Annotated in this window: 14 protein-coding genes and 2 tRNA genes; 8 read left to right on the forward strand and 8 right to left on the reverse strand. The window is 43.9% G+C overall.

Translation table 11 applies throughout. The features are described from left to right. A partial coding sequence (locus GVY04_23465) for a transposase (GenBank protein ID NBD18980.1) occupies nucleotides 1-512 on the forward strand: 512 nt, incomplete at its 5' end. Between the two features lie 181 nt (nucleotides 513-693). Here GVY04_23465 and GVY04_23470 read toward each other — a convergent pair. Next, the gene (locus tag GVY04_23470) at nucleotides 694-1,812 is read right to left on the reverse strand and encodes a TIGR00303 family protein (protein NBD18981.1); all 1,119 of its coding nucleotides are present in this window, start codon (nucleotides 1,810-1,812) and stop codon (nucleotides 694-696) included. Between the two features lie 562 nt (nucleotides 1,813-2,374). On the opposite strand from GVY04_23470, the gene GVY04_23475 reads away from it, so the two are divergent. Continuing rightward, the gene (locus GVY04_23475; protein NBD18982.1) at nucleotides 2,375-2,626 is read left to right on the forward strand and encodes a type II toxin-antitoxin system RelE/ParE family toxin; all 252 of its coding nucleotides are present in this window, start codon (nucleotides 2,375-2,377) and stop codon (nucleotides 2,624-2,626) included. Nucleotides 2,627-2,867: 241 nt separating this feature from the next. Here GVY04_23475 and GVY04_23480 read toward each other — a convergent pair whose 3' ends face one another. Next, nucleotides 2,868-5,114: a glycosyltransferase gene (locus GVY04_23480; GenBank protein ID NBD18983.1), complete on the reverse strand. Its 2,247-nt coding sequence runs from the start codon at nucleotides 5,112-5,114 to the stop codon at nucleotides 2,868-2,870. A gap of 236 nt (nucleotides 5,115-5,350) precedes the next feature. On the opposite strand from GVY04_23480, the gene GVY04_23485 reads away from it, so the two are divergent. Further along, nucleotides 5,351-6,034 (forward strand): DUF4079 family protein, encoded by a 684-nt coding sequence (locus GVY04_23485; GenBank protein ID NBD18984.1) that lies wholly within the window; start codon nucleotides 5,351-5,353, stop codon nucleotides 6,032-6,034. On the opposite strand, the gene GVY04_23490 is transcribed toward GVY04_23485, so the two are convergent. Next, entirely contained in the window at nucleotides 6,014-6,838 is an 825-nt protein-coding gene (locus GVY04_23490; GenBank protein NBD18985.1) for a CPBP family intramembrane metalloprotease, read from the reverse strand. The genes GVY04_23485 and GVY04_23490 overlap by 21 nt on opposite strands. A 221-nt stretch (nucleotides 6,839-7,059) precedes the next feature. Between GVY04_23490 and GVY04_23495 the strand changes: the two genes are divergently transcribed. Next, the gene (locus GVY04_23495; GenBank protein NBD18986.1) at nucleotides 7,060-8,283 is read left to right on the forward strand and encodes an NAD-dependent epimerase/dehydratase family protein; all 1,224 of its coding nucleotides are present in this window, start codon (nucleotides 7,060-7,062) and stop codon (nucleotides 8,281-8,283) included. Nucleotides 8,284-8,425: 142 nt separating this feature from the next. Here GVY04_23495 and rsmG read toward each other — a convergent pair whose 3' ends face one another. From rsmG to trpS, 3 genes are all read right to left on the reverse strand, one after another. Next, complete coding sequence (gene rsmG / locus GVY04_23500) at nucleotides 8,426-9,154, reverse strand: 16S rRNA (guanine(527)-N(7))-methyltransferase RsmG (protein ID NBD18987.1); 729 nt, start codon at nucleotides 9,152-9,154, stop codon at nucleotides 8,426-8,428. 164 nt (nucleotides 9,155-9,318) lie between these two features. Continuing rightward, on the reverse strand, nucleotides 9,319-11,250 hold the full coding sequence (locus tag GVY04_23505) for a DUF829 domain-containing protein (protein NBD18988.1): 1,932 nt from the start codon (nucleotides 11,248-11,250) through the stop codon (nucleotides 9,319-9,321). A gap of 364 nt (nucleotides 11,251-11,614) precedes the next feature. Continuing rightward, nucleotides 11,615-12,622, reverse strand: a complete 1,008-nt coding sequence (gene trpS, locus GVY04_23510; GenBank protein NBD18989.1) for a tryptophan--tRNA ligase — start codon at nucleotides 12,620-12,622, stop codon at nucleotides 11,615-11,617. Nucleotides 12,623-12,705: 83 nt separating this feature from the next. On the opposite strand from trpS, the gene GVY04_23515 reads away from it, so the two are divergent. Then, nucleotides 12,706-14,388 (forward strand): hypothetical protein, encoded by a 1,683-nt coding sequence (locus GVY04_23515; GenBank protein NBD18990.1) that lies wholly within the window; start codon nucleotides 12,706-12,708, stop codon nucleotides 14,386-14,388. 6 nt (nucleotides 14,389-14,394) lie between these two features. Here the strand turns inward: GVY04_23515 and moaC are convergent, their stop codons facing one another. Continuing rightward, nucleotides 14,395-14,880 (reverse strand): cyclic pyranopterin monophosphate synthase MoaC, encoded by a 486-nt coding sequence (moaC, locus tag GVY04_23520; protein NBD18991.1) that lies wholly within the window; start codon nucleotides 14,878-14,880, stop codon nucleotides 14,395-14,397. A gap of 51 nt (nucleotides 14,881-14,931) precedes the next feature. On the opposite strand from moaC, the gene GVY04_23525 reads away from it, so the two are divergent. The 3 genes from GVY04_23525 to GVY04_23535 all read left to right on the forward strand — a co-directional run bounded on the left by GVY04_23525 (nucleotide 14,932) and on the right by GVY04_23535 (nucleotide 16,158). Continuing rightward, nucleotides 14,932-15,005, forward strand: a tRNA-Arg gene (locus GVY04_23525). A gap of 141 nt (nucleotides 15,006-15,146) precedes the next feature. Next, nucleotides 15,147-15,218 (forward strand) — tRNA-Gln (locus GVY04_23530). A 148-nt stretch (nucleotides 15,219-15,366) separates the two neighbouring features. Then, nucleotides 15,367-16,158, forward strand: coding sequence for an HAD hydrolase-like protein (locus tag GVY04_23535; protein NBD18992.1), 792 nt, complete (start codon nucleotides 15,367-15,369; stop codon nucleotides 16,156-16,158). Nucleotides 16,159-16,223: 65 nt separating this feature from the next. On the opposite strand, the gene GVY04_23540 is transcribed toward GVY04_23535, so the two are convergent. Continuing rightward, complete coding sequence (locus GVY04_23540; GenBank protein NBD18993.1) at nucleotides 16,224-18,293, reverse strand: CocE/NonD family hydrolase; 2,070 nt, start codon at nucleotides 18,291-18,293, stop codon at nucleotides 16,224-16,226. Between the last annotated feature and the right edge of the window lie 92 nt (nucleotides 18,294-18,385).

An 18,385-nucleotide genomic window follows, 5' to 3' on the forward strand; every position in this document is an offset into this window, starting at 1 on the left:
CTAGAAAAAAGGTAGAAAAACAACATAATCATATTGCTTTCAAGCGGAAAGACTACCAATTCAAACTAGCCCATAAACTTTGCGACATGGCGGATACTATCTTTGTTGAAGATATTGATTTCCGAATAATGGCAAAAGGTTTTTTAGGGAAACATAGCTTGGATGCGGGGTTTGGACAGTTTCGTACTATCCTCAAGTTTGTTGGTAAAAAACGGGGAGTCTTTGTGGGAGAAGTTGACCATAAAGGAACATCCCAAACTTGCCCAAACTGTCGAACCACAGTAAGAAAAGAACTCTCAGATCGAGTGCATTCTTGCCTTGAATGTGGATACGAAACAGATAGGGACGTTGCTTCTGCTCAAGAAATCTGTAATCGAGGAATAGAAACGTATCGGGGGACTCCCGAAAAGCAAGAAATAGGCTCTCAAGTCGAGGTGTCGGGGGCAATGTGCCTAGATAACTGGCGTAGGGGAGCAATGCCCATTCGTGAGGATGGGAAGCCAGCACTCTAATCTTTGATTGAGTGCTGGAGGATGTCACTTAAATCGACTTGATTAATAGATTCCCCTAGTTGAAGTGCCACAGTCAATAGCACAGCATGTTTGAGCAGAAAAACGAAGCAAAATGCTAATTTCCCCTGGAGAGAGGGAACTATGGTTTGCCCTTAGTGATCGTTTCGAGGCAGCAGCGATGTTAATTTGAGTTTGATGAGCTGATTTGCGCGTATTGTTGAACTAGGGCTTCAATGGTACTCAGTAACCGATCTTGATGCCAACCTAAATAGAGATGCGCCGCGATCGCGCACCCGCCAGCAGCAACCCCTTCTTTGACATAACCATCTTCATACGCTGTCAGTTGGGGATAACCCGAAGCAGCAAAACTCAAACCTGTGGCTAATAAGGGAACATCCTGCAAGGTTTTTGCTAAACCGACGGTATCCCCGGTTAAATCTTGGGCGACCCAGCGCGTGGTTCCCACAACGACTTTTTCTAAATCGCCCCGACTGCCTTCCCTTAGCAACCGTTGCATCAGGGCATAAACGGCTAGCATTTGCGTTCCCCCTGCGAGTAACACGCCCACTTCCCGACTCGCCGAGAGGGCCATCCCAGCAACCACTGCTTGCATCGGATCTCCCACCGCTGCTACCACAGCAAAGGGATCCACTGGCGTTTGTTGAAAATACCAATCCGTTCGTCCTAATCCCGCCTGGACAATTTCCCATTTTTGTTGATGATTGCATTGGGGATGACTGCTATTCACTTTATTGGCAGCAGCAATTCTCAAGCCAGTGAGTAACCCTAACGCTGTTGTGGTTCCCCCTACCACACACTCACCAATAATCAAATAACTGTCTTTCACAGTTTTTGCTAACACTTCTCCCCAATGCCAGCCTTGGGCAAATAACGCTTCCACTCTGGCTTGGGGTAAAGCATTCCCAGTAGAGACACATTGGGCAGGAATCCCACCTAAATCGATATGGGGGACGGCGGGCGGTTTCGGTAAGCCGGCATTAAAAACGTAAACGGATAGTTCTAAAGCTTCCACAAAGGCGCGGGAAATGAGAGTGGGAGATGCCCCTACAGTAAGTGGCGGTAAAGGATATTTCGGGTGCGGTTGAATGCCATTGACTAAACATTCTGCATCCGCGATCGCGGTGTAACGGCGATCATCCGGTGTCGCCCCAGCTGCCGAAATTTGAGGCAATAAACCGGTTTCAGTAAAACCTAAAACACAGGCTAGGGCAGGACGTTTCCCCCGATATTGATTTAACCAACGATTACCTTGCTGAATTTGAGTATAAATTGGAATCATCTTTGTTTAATTATGCTTATATTGACTGTTCTGAGGGTACTTGAAGACAGGCAAAACTGGCATACTTAATATTTTCTAGGGCTTATGTTGTTGTTTCTCCTTGACTATCAGATTCCGGAATACTAGGACACTTGACAACCCATAAGCCATCTTTATCACGATCCAGTGTGACATTAAAATTCATATCACTAATCTTCGTCTCAACTCTTACTATTTCCATCATCAATTATGTCTTATCGAGAATGAAAGTGTTACACTAACAATAAGTCAAGTAAACTCAAAAGTTTCAATTCATTATTAGTCTTAGTTGAGTCAAGATGAATCAACTTCAAATTTCTCAAGAAAATTTAACTAGAATCGAGGAGATTGCTCAACAATTTAATCTATAGGTTAATGAATTATTAGAACATATTAGCCAAGGTGAATTAACTGTTATTGAATCTGAAGAATTAGAAGATTTAATTGATTTACAAGAGGCAATAGCAGCGGAAAATGATCCCGAAAATCAAGAAAGGGTGTCTTGGGAGTTGATTAAAAACAATTTATCAGCAAAATAAATCTTGTGTCCCTGTATAAAATAGAATTTTTGAAAACAGCAGAAAAAGAATTTTATCGGCTTCCAAAACAAATTCAAGAAAGGATGGCAAAAAAGCTAGAGGATTTAAAGACAGATCCTTATCCTTCTGGTGTTAAAGCCTTGAAGAATGGGCAAGGGCGGTTAAGACTTCGCGTTGGTGATTATCGAATTATCTATCGAGTGGAAAATGATATTCTTGTAATTCTTAGAGTGCTGCAACAAATAAACCATCCATAATGTCTTGAAATTTCCCTAAGCAGCCTATAGCTACTGGATGATCATTTTCTTGGATTACTCTTATTATTACAGTTGGACATCGCAAAAATATCTATCGAAATTAACATGCCCTCTGCTTAAATCAGCAGATGAGTTTGCCATGGAGGGATTTGCTTTCACAACATTAGTCTTTCATATCAGGTTTAAAGTTGTAAAGGTGACGTTATCCCTCAAAATCCCTCAAAATTGACCAATTCCTTAATCAGGAAACTTGCGCGACTTTTACTCCTTTAATTTCTTGACGATTCCGAAATAAAAAGTTGGGTCTTAAGACAATTCGCAATAAAATCCATAAGGACTGAATTTCTCCTGGAGAAGACTTGCTTAACCATTGTCCGGGACGACAAAATAAAAGTTCAACTAAACGCCGGTCTTGATCAGTGGTTAAGTTTTCAAACTGAATTTTTAAGCGTGGAAATTCTTCGCCTCGGTCTAAAGCAGTAATCACACCTTGAAGCGTAATTTTTTCTTCGACTAATTCTAATTTAACAGCGTAAGATTCTAAGTGAGCAGGTAATGTAATGGAGTGAGTAAGTGCCATTTCTAATCCCACTTCGGAGAGTTTTGTGGTTACACCCCAAATTGTTTTGTTACCAAATTTAACAGCAACAACACGCCGTAAATTAAACCATTGATAAACATCTTGCGCGGGAATATCTAATAGAATCAGTAGGGCGGTTCCTAACATAAAGAGATTATAACCACTCCAGACCCAACCTAAACGCCAGTCGTGACCCACTCCCATCATTGTCATTCCTAAGCAACGCCATAAACTAATTGCAGTTAACATAAAAAGAAGCATTAACGGCATTGCTAATGTCCAGTTAAAGCGAATTGTTTCTTCTCCTTTTACCCCTTTTGGGGTTACCTTAAAGCCCGAAGAAAAGGGACTAATCATAACTTGAATAACGGTTAAAGCGAGAGGAAAAGCAGAAACCAAAGAGTAAATATCTGATAATAAACTGGAACGACTGCGACAGTTCAGCCAAGAAAAAACAGTAAGCTGGACAATATAAAATGGTAAAAAGAAATAAATCACTTCTTCAACGGTTGTTCGCAGCGGCAGAACGCCTAAAAAAGAGTACGTCAGAGGCATTAGTAAGAAAAAGATACGAGAAAAACTGGTAAACCAATGCAGTAATCCTTCTAAATGGGCAAGGCGTTGTTTTAAGCTTAATCCGGGAATGGTCAGTGGATTTGATTGAATAAAAAAGGCTTGTAATGTACCTCGCGCCCAACGAATTCTTTGCGTAATATGAGCGCCAATATTTTCTGCGGCTAAACCAGCACTTAATTTTTCATCTAAATAAGCCAAATGATACCCTTTTGCAGAAAGACGAATTCCCGTAAAGTAATCTTCACTTAAAGATTCAGTAACGAAGCCTCCTGCTGCTTCTAAGGCTGACCGTCTCACAAGAAATGCTGTTCCTGAACAAACCACACTTCCCGCCCCATCTTTAATCGGTTGAATTTGCCGATAAAAAACTTCTTCTTCTGGGGTTAAAATATCTTCTAAGCCTAAATTATGTGCAATTGGATCGGCATTATAAAAACTCTGTGGTGTTTGCACTAATGCCATATTGTCATCTTGAAAAAAGCCCACTGTGCGCTGCAAAAAATTTTTCGTCGGTACAAAATCAGCATCAAATACCACGATTAATTCGCCATTAGTTTGGGGCAAAGCGTTATTTAAGTTTCCGGCTTTTGCGTGTTCATTAGTGGGGCGGGTAATATAGTCACAGCCTAATTCTTCTGTCAGTGCTTTAATATGCGGTCGGCGGGTGTCATCTAATAAATAGATTCGTTTCGGTTCATAATCAATAGCCTGACAACCAATAATGGTCCGTCTTAAGATAAATTCTGGTTCATCATAACTAGGAATTAAAATATCGACAGTGGGACGAAATTTTCCTAACTTTACGTCCGGTTCAAGTTGATCCGCTTGTGGCGAACGATTTTTGACATTTAACATCAAAAAAAGTTGAATTCCACTACTCACTAAAACCAACATTTCTAGAGCAAATAAAGTTAAACTAATGGTTCCATTTAGCGGATCACTGACGTTCAATGTAGTTAATGATCGCCATAAGAGATAGCGTACAGTTAGCGTTAATAAAATCGTGATGATTACAAATCTTGCCCATCCCCTTGGCGTCGGAACGGTTTTTGTCACAATAAAAACAAACGCTAATAAAATGAGTGTTGGCAGCAGTAACGCTCTGCGCGAGGCCTTCATTGGGGCTTCTAAGAGTTGGGGTGGATTCTGTTGCAGTTGATAGAGTTGGTCAAATAACTGCGTCACCGTTCCTTCTCCTGCAAACCACGCGATCGCGACCCCAGCAGCGATCAGAATAATACTTAATAAAACGAAGGTAGTCAGGCGTAAGCGTAACACCCGCCACCGCAAGCGACGTGCCCGATATTGTTCAGTAAATTCAGAAACAGTCATAAGCGAAAACTGCGTTGAGTCTTTAACTTCATTGCTACTCAAAATAGCCTAAGGGGACTGACTTAAAATCAGCCCAAAGCCATATGATTAGGAGTAAAGACAGTTTTAAGGAAATCCTCAGGAAAATATAATCTGCTCTTTAATAGAATTCGCTATTCTGGAAGGCATTAATCAAATCCTACTTCGGTAAAGCCCAAGTTGCATCGACCCTGAAAACTTCTTTTCTGAGATTAATCATGACAATAGACAACTGGTTAACGTTAATTCATCCTGCACTAGCGATCATTTTTGTTTTCCCCCTGATTGGCATAGTGGTTAACTTTGCTTGGGCAACTCGCCAACGGCGGTTACAACTGAAAACCGGAAATCAAAAAAGCAAAATTCCTCCTGTGGTTGGGCGCGATCATGTTCAACTGGGAAAATGGTTATCTGCAGCAGTGGTAGGGATTATTTTAGTTGCCTTTGCCCATGCCATTCTTGCTAAAAATATTATCAAAAATCAACTTTTCACACAAAATCCACCCCAAGCCATTTTCATTGTTTTAATGTTTGTTTTAACCGTTGCTTCTCTCGTCTTTTTATATAAAGCAAGAGAGAAAAAATGGCGTGCTATTTTTGCAATTTTAACTGGCATGGGCTTAGTGGTTCTTGGGAGCCAAGAAGGAGTGTTTCGCCGTACAGCAGAGTGGTATATTTCTCACTATTATTATGGAATGGTTGCTGCTTTACTGATGATTTTCTCTTTAGCAATTATTGAAGAAATATACAAAGATAAGTCATTATTTTGGCGGCGAGTTCATATTACTTTAAATACGATCGCGCTGTTATTATTCATTGGACAAGGTATCACTGGCACGCGAGATATCTTTGAAATTGGTTTATACACCCCCCCACCAGGATTAGTGTTTCCAGGGCTTTAAGCCGCAAGCTAACCCCAATAAAAATAGCCAACCCATCACTCCTGCAATCGGGTTGCCATAAATTCCGGTAATGGCAGGAGAAATGGTTTCAGTATAGTGAATTAACTGCCCCACATCAACAATATAATAGCCCCAAACTAAGCCCGCATGTAAACCAATTGCCAATCCTAATCTTCCTTGATTCCTGCGCCTTGCCCACACTAATACTAAGCCTAATAACAGCAAGCCGGGAAAAGCAGGTAACGTTTCTAGCATGACAGGAAGCGGTTTTAAGAAATGAGAAATGGCAAAAATAATCCCGTTTGTCCATAAAGCAATCTTCAGCGAATAATCCTGTTCTAATTCATTTAATAACCAACCGCGAAACACAGATTCTTCGGCAAAAGCAACCCCAATTCCAGTCAATGCCCCTTCCAAAATTAAGCGCCAAAAGGGAAGAGCATTCTCTTGCCAATTTAGCCAGCCAAAGCTGCCTTGTAAAGCAAATAAGGTAAACGTTAACGTTAAAGCAACTGCTAACCCCTGTAAGACTTCTTTGCCATTACGAGAAGTCAAACTTAAGCCAATCTTTTGATAGGGCGCAACTTGTTGGTAAATCTTTTGACCGATGACTTTAATCAGGATAAAAAAGAGAATAAACAGCCATCCCATCACTAAAATTGTAACCAGATTGGGATCATTGTTTAAAAGTAGCTGCACGGGAATCGCCACCGGAAGCCAAAAAATAACGAGTAAAATGAGGAAAAATCCGATCCGAAAGGGTGCAGGAAAGGATTGAATTTGAGTAAAGCGTGTTTTCGTCATAGCATTTTATTTCGCGATTATAGTGAAGTTTGGTTTGAATCGCTTCCTCAGCCGATTGCCTTGACAGAATCATTTTTAGAAATATAAGAATTGAAACTGATCGGGCAACCACGAGAGAACACGCATGGTATAATGAACTACCTAAAAGATTAGAGGATGAAGATCACGGGTGTGTAACTCGGATCGATGTCGTGGTTTTAAAATCAAAGTAGGCTTAAATTATGAAAGTAGTTATTCTCGGTGGCGATGGCTTTTGCGGATGGCCCACTTCCTTGCATTTGTCGAAAGCTGGTCATGAGGTGATTATTCTAGATAACCTGTCTCGACGCAACATAGACAACGAGTTAGAAGCAGGTTCTCTGACTCCCATTTCGTCGATGGGGGTTCGCCTCGCAGCATGGCAAGAAGTCAGCGGTCAAACAATTGAATTTTACAATCTTGATATTGCACAAGAGTATGATCGCCTCCTCAAATTACTCTGTGACGAAAAACCAGATGCAATTGTGCATTTTGCTGAACAACGGGCTGCCCCTTATTCCATGAAATCCCCCCGTCATCGTCGCTATACCGTTGATAACAATATTAATGCCACTCATAATGCCTTGTGCGCGATCGCGGAATCCGGATTAGATATCCATCTTGTCCACCTGGGAACCATGGGCGTTTATGGTTATGGAACAGCAGGGATGAAAATTCCAGAAGGATATCTCGATATCGAAGTCGTAACCGAAGAAGGAAAACGGATTCCCCAACAAATTCTGTATCCTCCGAACCCAGGGAGTGTCTATCACATGACCAAAACCCAAGATCAGTTGTTGTTTGCCTATTACAACAAAAATGATGGCGTTCGTGTCACTGATTTACACCAAGGGATTGTCTGGGGAACTGACACCGAAGAAACGAAGTTAGATGAACGGTTGATTAATCGTTTTGACTATGATGGCGACTATGGAACCGTTTTGAATCGCTTCTTGATGCAAGCTGCCATTGGTTATCCCCTAACTGTACATGGCACCGGCGGACAAACGCGCGCTTTCATTCACATTCAGAATACCGTCCGCTGTATTGAACTAGCCCTCCAGTATCCCCCAGAAAAAGGCGAACGGGTAAAAATCCTCAACCAAATGACGGAAACCCATCGCGTTCGCGATTTAGCGAAACTGATTGCGAGTTTAACTGAAAGTGAAGTGGCCTATGTGGAAAATCCCCGTAAAGAAGCAGCAGAAAACGATCTCAAAGTGGATAATAGTTGTTTCTTAGAAATGGGCTTAAAACCCACGACTTTAGCCGAAGGGTTACTCCATGAAGTCACAGAAATTGCCAAAAAATATGCAGCTAATGCCGATCTCTCCAAAATTCCTTGCACTTCGGTTTGGACAAAAGACCAAAAAGCCGGTATTCCTGAAATCAAAGAGGAAGTGACCTCGAGTTCCAGTAATGCCTAGAGGTGGTGTCAATTAGGAAAGTGTCACCTTACACAGTACAACTTTAGTTAGAGCTCGTTATTCTATATCTAGTGGTGAGTGAGGAGTAATCGAACGGGAAGGCTCTAGGGGTCGAAACAAGGCAAGACTCCCTTGAGCCTTTTCATTTCTTTCTTAAAGGCTCTTTGTTTGCTACACCCACCGGTCGAGGAAAACGGAGATCGGTTGGCTCAATTTTTTTTAAATAGAGACAGTGGCGTTCACTATTCGTAATCGGTGTTGAAAAATGCTCCACTTTCCCGATTATACCACCTAATTCGCCTAGCGCTTCATTTAAATCCGCCTCTTCTTCCACTGTCCAATGACCGCGATAGAGAACAGCCATTCCCCCCACCTTTAGGAAAGGAAAAGCATATTCAGCACAAACTGGGGCTGCTGCCACTGCCCTAATTAAGGCAATATCGTAGTGTTCTTGCTGTTTGGGTTGCTCGCCAAAAGCTTCCGCGCGCTCGGCAATTGCTTTGACTCCTAATAATTCTAACTGAGAAATCAGGGTCTTGAGATAAGCAATTTTCTTTTGAGTGGAATCGAGGAGGGTGACTTGGGCTTGGGGAAGCGCGATCGCGCAAGGTAGTCCGGGAAAGCCGCCCCCCGTCCCAAGATCAATAAACGAGGCAGTGGTTAAGTTCTCCACACCCAAAGGAATAATTCCTCGCAAAGAATCCCACAAATGTTTCTCCCAAAAAGCTTCTGCTTGGGTGATGCGGGTTAAATTACATTGCCGATTTCCCGCTAAAATCCCTTGATAAAGCTGTTCAAACTGCTGCTGTTGTCTAGGGGAAGGCGACCATCCTAAGGTACTCTGCCAAAGGTCTGTTAACTGAGGAAGCATGGTAATATCCAATCGGTAAACATTTAGAGAGAGAACAATCATTCCCGTTGTCGAGGGGCAAGCCGTTCGGTGCTTATACGGGGAAGGAACAAGACGTCCGTTTCATAAAGGGATGATGGCATGAGCGAAACCTCCTTCCATTGCCATTTTTCCGCAACTGCACCCTAAAGATTCATGATTTCGACCGGTTCAATGGCATCCGCCGGTGTAAACCCAAACACTCGAGAATAGAAATAAAATTCCCCATCCAGCGCTCGTTTAATATTTTCAGCCCGACGGAAGCCATGTTGTTCCCCAGCAAAAGGGACATAGGCGACGGGTAATCCTTTCTGCTTAATCGCTTCCACCATTTTTTCTGCCTGATTGGGAGGGACGACCTTATCTTCTAAGCCTTGGAAAAAGATCACCGGACAGGATAATTGTTCTGTATGGTAAATTGGCGATCGCGCATCATAGACGGCTTTTTCTTCAGGGTAGTCTCCCACCAACCGGTCTAAGTAGCGGGACTCAAACTTGTGAGTTTCTTGGGCTAATGCTTCCAAATCACTCACCCCATAATGACTTGCCCCGGCTTGGAAAGTATCCCGGAATGTCAGTGCGGCTAAAGTGGTATAACCGCCCGCACTACCGCCAGTAATTGCCAGACGGTTGCCATCGACTTTGCCCATCTTGGCTAGATATCGCGCAGCATTGACACAGTCGTCCACATCAACAATGCCCCAATTTTTTTGCAAGCGTTGTCGATATTCGCGTCCATACCCGGTGCTACCACCATAGTTGACATCGACAAATCCAAAGCCGCGACTGGTCCAATATTGAATTTTTAAGTTAAAGCGGGGACTGGTGGCAGCCGTGGGACCACCATGACTTTTTACAATTAACGGCGGTAACTCTCCTTCGGGTGCGGTATAGTCCTGATTCTGGGGTGGATAGAACCAAGCATAAGCGGTTTTCTCCCCGGTTGTCGGGAATGCAATTGCTTCCGGAACTGATAAATAGCCGGTATCAAGTTCTAAATTTGTCGCCCGCTTGAGCACTCGACTTTCTCCAGTGGATAAGTTTAAGTTAACCACTGCGGTGGGTTCGGTTGCTGACCCGCCAATGAAAACAACCTCATTCCCTTGGGCATGAATCGAACCAATATCCGTATAGGGAACCTCTAACGTTTCTAAAGTTTTCGTCTCTGTGTTTAAAGTGGCAAGATACCATTGTCCATTTTGGGTATAGGTACAAACAATTTGTTTTTCAGAAATAAAATCATACAAAGCAAGACCAAAGACCCAATGGGGCGATCCAAATTCGGCTTCCATTTCATAGAGGGCTTCAATCTTCCCTTGCGAAGTGAGACGGTACAAATTCCACCAATTATTCCGGTCAGAAACAAAATAGAGTTGTCCATCTGGTGACCAGAGAGGATGACAAACCGCTTCCTCTTTGCCACCAGCAATCACTTCCACCTCGCTGACACGACCTTGATCGCTTACCGTTCCCACACATAACTGTGAATCATCCCAAGGCATATTCGGATGATTCCATTGCACCCAAGCTAACTTTTTCCCATCTGGGCTGAGGCGAGGCGAGACATAAAAATCACAACCGGAAACAAGACAACTGACATCTCCTGTTTTTAAATCAACGCTGGCAATATAGTTTTGCGGTTCGGCATCGACGGTGTCATGGTCTTCACAAATACAAATTAAGCGATCGCGCTGCTGATCCAATAAGAGTTCGGCATAACAGCGATTCGCTTCACTGGTGAGGGGTTGGGGTTCGGCTTGAGGAGATTTTTGGTAGAGACGTTGATCAGAAAAATTGGAGAAATAAACGGTTCCCTCTGCGACTAAAAAGGCACCACCACCGTATTCATGAACACGGGTCCGAACATTATAAGGAGAGGGCGTTACCTCTTCTACGGTTCCTTGAAGCGTGCGTCTGACGAGAACATATCGTCCCCCTTCTGAGGGTCGTGCTTCCAGCCAATAGATATCTTGGCGATCATAAACAACACCACCTAAACCAATACTTTCTGAAACAATGAGATCGGAACTAATGGGAGATTTCCAACTACCGTAGGGGCTAACCTTTGAATTTTTCATTTTATGTTCTGGAGATTTTTTGCCTGAACTATATTATCAATGCCGGATCGAAACTCATTAACTTTCAACCCTCTGGTCTGGCTAATTTGAGCGATAAATTAGCACCAGTAAAACAATAGCAGTATTAATCACAATATTCAGTGATCGTGCGAAATTAGGAATGTCAATTTGACCGCTGCCGAATCAATCAGTATAGAAAAATTGAAATTCGCCCAAGCGCGATTGCACTCAATCCTCAACAGAAAAACTCACACCCATTAGAGGCAACGAAGGTAATTGGGCGATCATGACATACTTAATCTTAACAAGTGAGGGGATAAGAAGCTGAGTCATCATCCCTTGGATGTTTCACCCTCTCTCGCTTTTAAAAAGGAGGAAGATAGCCAAGAGCATTTTTGACCCGAGAAAGGGTTTGTTGCGCGATCGCGCTGGCTTTTTCTTGTCCTTCCTTTAAAACCGAATCGAGATAGCCTTGTTCACTCATCAGTTGCTGATATTTTTCCTGAATCGGACGTAAGGCTTCCACGGTTACCTCTGCCAGTAAGGGCTTAAATTGCCCCCATCCCATATCCTGACATTCTTCTGCGACCGCTTCTTTAGTTTTTCCCGATAGCAGCAGATAAAGGCTTAATAAATTGTCGCATTCGGGACGTTCGGGATCATCAAAAGTTAATCCTTTGACGGGATCCGTTTTGCACCGTTTAATTTTCTTTTGAATGACATCTGGCGAATCGAGTAAATTAATCCGACTCATTTCTGAGGGATCGGATTTTGACATTTTTTTCGTGCCATCGAGTAAACTCATCACCCTTGCCCCTTCAGTGCGAATAAACGGTGTCGGGAGTTTTAAGACCGGTTGGTCTTTTTTGCCAAATTGATCGTTGACCCGCTGAGCGATATTTCGGGTTAATTCTAAATGTTGTTTTTGGTCTTCTCCGACCGGCACTTTATCTGCATCGTATAATAAGATATCCGCTGCCATTAAAACCGGATAATCGAGCAAACCCGCACTCACATTTTCTCCTTGTTTCCGTGCTTTTTCCTTAAACTGAATCATCCGTTCTAACCAGTTTAAAGGGGTCATACAATTTAACAACCAAGCCAGTTCACTATGGGCGCTCACGTGGGACTGCACAAAAATTGTAGAGTAATCTAACTTAATGCCACAAGCGAGATACAGCGCGGCAATGGTGTAAGTGTCTTGAGCAAGGGTTTCTGGGTTATGAGGGACAGTAATGGCATGAAGATCAACCACACAAAAAAAGTTATCATAGTCTTGTTGGGTCTCAACCCAATTCCGAATTGCGCCTAAGTAGTTTCCTAAATGAAGATTTCCGGTCGGTTGAACTCCCGAAAGGATCCGTTGTGCCATAAAATTTCCTTGTCATTCCTTGAGAAAATTATATAGCATGAAAAGCTATCGCTTAATGTTGTTGTTTTAGGCTGAGTCAGTAGATGTCTTCTGTATCTAATTCCGATTCTGATCGCGCTTATAAAAGTCGAATCTTAAACTTTCTCAATCGCCAATGGTTACGCTTCGGCGATCGCGCAAAAACGGGCTTTCGACAACTGCAAACAGCAACCGTATGGAGTATGCAACTCCTTGCTTATCCGATCTACTTACTCGTCCAAACCTCAACTGTTGTCGGGAAACAACTCCAAACCAAAGCAGTTAAACTTCTCTCTCCTGCTGAGGAAAAACGAACGGCTTCTGTGGCGAGTCAACCGACGGCAGTGGTTTTAAATAGTCTTCATCCGTGGTTAGAAGGAACCCCATATCAACTGCTTCCCCTTCCTCAAACCCGTCGCAGTCTCGGGGAAAAACTACAATTTTGGCGTCAACAGCAATCCTCACCTACCCAGCCGAACCCGATTAACGTTCCGGCTTCTGCGCAACGCCAAGCAAGCCTCAAAAACCTTTCCTTTCTTTCCCGTAGTAGCGCTACAAAAGTAGGCAAAACTTATTTAATTCAGGGGGTTGCTACCTATCTCGAAACGGGAAAACTCGTCCTCGTCACCACCGAAAATCAAGCCGTTGATCTCCTTTCTGAAACACAACATGAACAACTCAAGCAACGGATGAAAATTCTCCTCGAATGCTATGAACAGTTGCAACAGCCTTGGTGGTGGCAAGTTGCTTCTCAATCCGAAAGGAAACGACTTCATCCCCTACATTGGTTGTCAAAGTTAATGATTTGGATTCAAACCAGTCCCTTAGCTAAACGCTTAAACTGGTTCCAAGAATCCCAGTTGGGGTTTACCTCAGGCTATGAGTGGATCTCTCAAATTCCCCCCTTGACTCCTCCCAAAGCCGGATTTTTAGATCAGCTTGATCGCGCCCTTTCTCGCTGGGAAAATACGCAACTGAGTCCGGTTATTAACAAAATTCGATATTGGAAAACCAATCTTGACCCGCGGAATGCGGGTCACGCGCAGGCACCTTCTTCAAAAGAAGGTGTACCGCGTGACCAGACAGAAGATAATGCAATTCTCTCCTTAATTCGCTCAGCAGTCGATTATTTTTATGGCGTGAATCCCAAAAACAGTCTGACAGGAGATGGGAGTGGAGAAAGAACGGTTAATCAACACCCGAAACTCCTGCAGCCACTGTACCACCTCATCGAACAGGGAACAGGAATTATGCAAAACTCTCCGATTGGTAGCCGCTTCAACAGAATGAGCGATCCCAATCAAGATCCGTTTACCGTTCAGCAACTGATTCAAGCCGCGATTGACCACTTTTTTGGAAAATCCGATGCCCACACCATCACTTCCTCTATCGAAACCGAAACGGAATGGGTAAGCGAACCCTGGCTAACTCGGGCTGATCTATTTCGTGAAAATGAGTCTTCGCAATACTTAGCCTCCGCTTCAACCCCTGATGAGGAGAATGAAGATTTTTCCGTGGCTGTCAGCCGTTACTTAACAGATAATTTTTCTCCCCCGAAAACTCTCCTACAAGCCCAAGCGGAGAGTCAAGCATCCGATCAAAGTGCAGAATGGTTACAAGCAGAAGCGGTTTCTATGGGATATGACAAACATATCCTCGCTAGAATTCTAGAATGGGTGGATCGCGCTTTAGTCTGGCTAGAAGAGCGATTACTGAGGTTTTGGAAGTGGCTTTCTTCGTTTCGTTAAGCCAAGCTATAGTTCTTCTCTAAATGAGGATTTTCCCCCTGTTTTTTTGACAACCCGAATCGACTGAATCGTCATCGTTTTTTCCAATGCCTTTGCCATATCATAAAGGGTGAGGGCGGTAACAGAAACTGCTGTCAGGGCTTCCATTTCGACGCCAGTTTGCGCTGTGGTCACGACTTCCGCTTGAATTTGATAACCGGGTAAATTCAGATCGGCAGTTAAATCAACTTTCACGTTTTGTAAGGGTAAAGCATGACACAAAGGAATTAATTGTGCGGTTTGCTTGGCGGCCATAATCCCCGCCAGACGGGCGGTAGCTAACACATCTCCTTTCGGGGCATTCCCGGCTTCAATGGTCTCTAAGGTGCGTGACAACATCCGGATTTCTCCTTGCGCGATCGCGCTGCGTTTGGTCACCGCTTTATCGGAAACATCCACCATGCGGGCTTCTCCATGAGCATTGAGATGGGTTAAATTTTCCTCTTGTGTCATTACTAAAGTTTGTGTTATATTTAGTTACTGTTGGCAAAAAAGCTGGCGCTCGGGCTTGTAGCTCAGTGGACTAGAGCACGTGGCTACGGACCACGGTGTCGGGGGTTCGAATCCTCCCAAGCCCGCTTATAAAATCATATCAAGAATTGAAAAAGGAGAGGTTTTTGCCTTTCCTTTGCTCAGTTTAAAGCGAAAAAATTAACCTTCTTGCTTGACATCTAAAAAAATAGGCTGCTATATTAGTAGAGGTTTATTAGCCAGCCTATTGGGGTGTAGCCAAGCGGTAAGGCAGCGGGTTTTGGTCTCGCCATTCCTAGGTTCGAATCCTAGCACCCCAGTTTAAATGATAAAAAATAGATAGCCCATTCGCATTATTTCCGGTGCTAGGCAACGAGTCACAAGTGCTCCGAGGACATAAAATTCAGAGCGATGGTAACTGAGCCCTTGCTATAAAATTGATAGGATAATCTTGAACTCAGCAGGTTGGTGTTAGTGTCAAACTTGATCGTCCCTGAAATTCTCGCTTTAGACTTTGATGGTGTCCTATGTGATGGTCGCGCTGAATATTTAGAAAGTAGCTGGCGGGTTTATCGGGAAATTTGGGATCCGTCAGCAGTGAATTTAGAGGCACTCAGACCGCGTTTTTATGAATTACGGTCAGTGATTGAAACAGGCTGGGAAATGCCGTTATTACTCAGATCGCTGCAAGCAGGCATTACAGCCGAAGCAATTCTTGACAATTGGTCGGTTCTCGTTAAAGACATCCTGGAGAAAAACCAGTTAACTCAAGCAGTAATGGCACAATTGTTAGATGAAAAGCGCGATCGCTGGATTGAAACGAATCAAGATGACTGGTTAGCCCACCATGAATTTTATCCCGGTGTCATTGCCAAGTTGCAAGATATCTTACAGCAATCCATGACACAGATTTATATTATTACGACAAAAGAAGGGCGTTTTGCCAGAAAATTGCTTGAACAAGCGGGCATTACTTTTCCCAGTCATCACATCATTGGTAAAGAGTCTCAACAACCAAAACGAAAAACGCTCAATACATTACTGCAAACGCAAAATCATCCTTCTTTCTGGTTTGTAGAAGATCGGCTGAAGACTTTACTTTCTGTTGCTGACTCTCCTGAGTTAGACTCAATCCACTTATTTTTAGCAGAATGGGGTTATAATACAGCGCGATCGCGCCAAGAAAGCCAAAATCATCCCCAAATTCAGTTACTAACACTGAAACAATTTAACCAAGACTTTTCCCGTTGGTCCTCGTAAGTTGCTTCTCCAGCCCAAACTGAATCATCATTGCCCTGAGTTTGCTTCCAGCAAAACCCATAACTTTATTCACTTGATTCAATAAATTTTGTTCCCCCCTCGCGTGGAATTTGACGATCCCAGCTTTGAGAATACACCCGTTGATCCCCTTCATAAGCATCAAGGGTCGCATCAATGTAATAGTAAGATTCGTCAGAAGTTAAGACGGTGCATGTCACCGTTTTTACCGACCAATCTTTCCGCTCAAAAGTCCGAAGACAATAAGTTTCTCCCCGGGCAGAGTTGAAATCATTATCGCAGAAGGTGTACCACTCTTTCGTTTGCCAGCCCAATTTCAAGTCAATGTGCTCAAGGTAATATTTACCTTCATCTTTAATCACCTCTAAGGTAGATTCATCTTTCGCCAAATCGCGAATCACTGTCCAACGTAAATCAGCGGGCTCGATCATCGTCTTTTCAATCGGAGGAGCGCCTTCTGGTTCTGGAAAGGGAGGCAGAGCCTTGTCACTCTCCCGAGGTTTACGTATCGGTAGGATGAGTGAGCTATTCCCTGTGTAAATCGTTAAGCGCGTTGATTGGGGTGGAATCCAAGCCAGGGGCCAATAAGAGGTAGAAATAGAGATGCGAAAACGATGCCCTTCCGGGAAACTTTGGGCGATATCATTGAGTTGGACACGGACGCGATAGCGTTTTCCGGGTTCTAGGAATTGGGGCGTTTCGTTGCTATCACGATGGATCAAATTGAGTAAGCCGTAAGTGACTCGCGTAGCGTTATCATCAGGAGCAATATCAGAGAGTCGAATTGCAATCATCGCTACCGGTTGGCTAGAAGATAATTCCAAGTCCACAACCGGTGCCCCTAAAATTTCTAAGGGCTCTTGCAAGTAGTCACTATCAAAAACCAGAGAACCGCCATCTTCTTCTCGTTGATCATGAGGTAAATCAGGTGGGGCGCTATAAGAACACCATTTCCCTGCAAATAGCCCTACACTCAAGGGAGATTGGATGGCTAATTCTGTCTCCGGAACGGTTTCTCCTGGTGCAGCAATTTCACAAGAACCAAGAGGGTAAACCTGCTTCTGGATATGAGAAGAGGGCCATTCTGGTTCTGCCACCCAGCGACCTGGGCGAATGGAATACTTGGTGGTTGGCGGGACACTCTCTTGCATCCAAACCCGTAACATGGGTTCATCCATGATGCCCGTTTCAATTCCTTTGAGCCAATTATCCCACCACCGCAGTGCTTCTTGTAAAAATCCGATCGCGGGACCGGGGGTTGCCATGTGAGGATATTTATGACTCCAAGGTCCAACTAGACCCAGTCGCGGAACGTTTAGATTAGCCAGCAGGCGAAAAACGGCATTAGAATAGCCATCTGCCCAGCCACTAATCGTCATTACCGGGCAAGTGATGGCATCAAAATCTTCGCAAATGGAACCGTGCTTCCAGTAATCATCGCGGTCAGGATGACTTAACCAGGTTTCCAGCCACAAACCACTGCCTTTAAGTCGTTCCAGCCACATCTCTCGCCACCGCTGACCAACCACTTCTGGATCGGGCGGACAAGAATTATAGGCGAACATCACAGAGGCCCAAGACAAGTTATCTCCTAGTAAGCAACCGCCCATGTAATGGACGTCATCAGCATATCGATCATCTGTTGAGCAAAGACTGATCACAGCTTTGAGCTCCGGCGGGCGTCTTGCTGCGATTTGCAAGCCATTAAACCCGCCCCAAGAAATGCCAATCATCCCCACTGCACCGTTACACCAAGGTTGGTCTGCCAGCCAACGCAACACTTCAATGCCATCATCTTGTTCTTGTTCCAGGTACTCATCGGTAAGTACCCCATCGGAGTCCCCACTACCGCGAATATCAACGCGGAGGCAGGCATAGCCATGACCGGCAAAATAGGGATGAGTGCGGGCATCTCGTTCAATGGTGTGGTCACGTTTGCGATAGGGGATATATTCTAAAATAGCGGGAACGGGATTGTCTTCTGCCCCTTCTGGCAGCCACACCTGAGCAGCTAAACGACAACCGTCGCTCAGTGGGATCCAAATATTTTCAATTGTTTTTACCGGATAGGGGAAGGATGTGACAGTCTTCAACGGGCAGTCTCCTCTACTAGCCATAGCGCAACGTTGATATATTATTATAGTTTGTCTTTTCCAGTTGAGGTGGACCAATGACCAATGACTAATAACAAAAATCAAAATTGCTACGC

It is taken from the genome of Cyanobacteria bacterium GSL.Bin1, assembly GCA_009909085.1.
Classification (GTDB): Bacteria; Cyanobacteriota; Cyanobacteriia; order Cyanobacteriales; family Rubidibacteraceae; genus Halothece.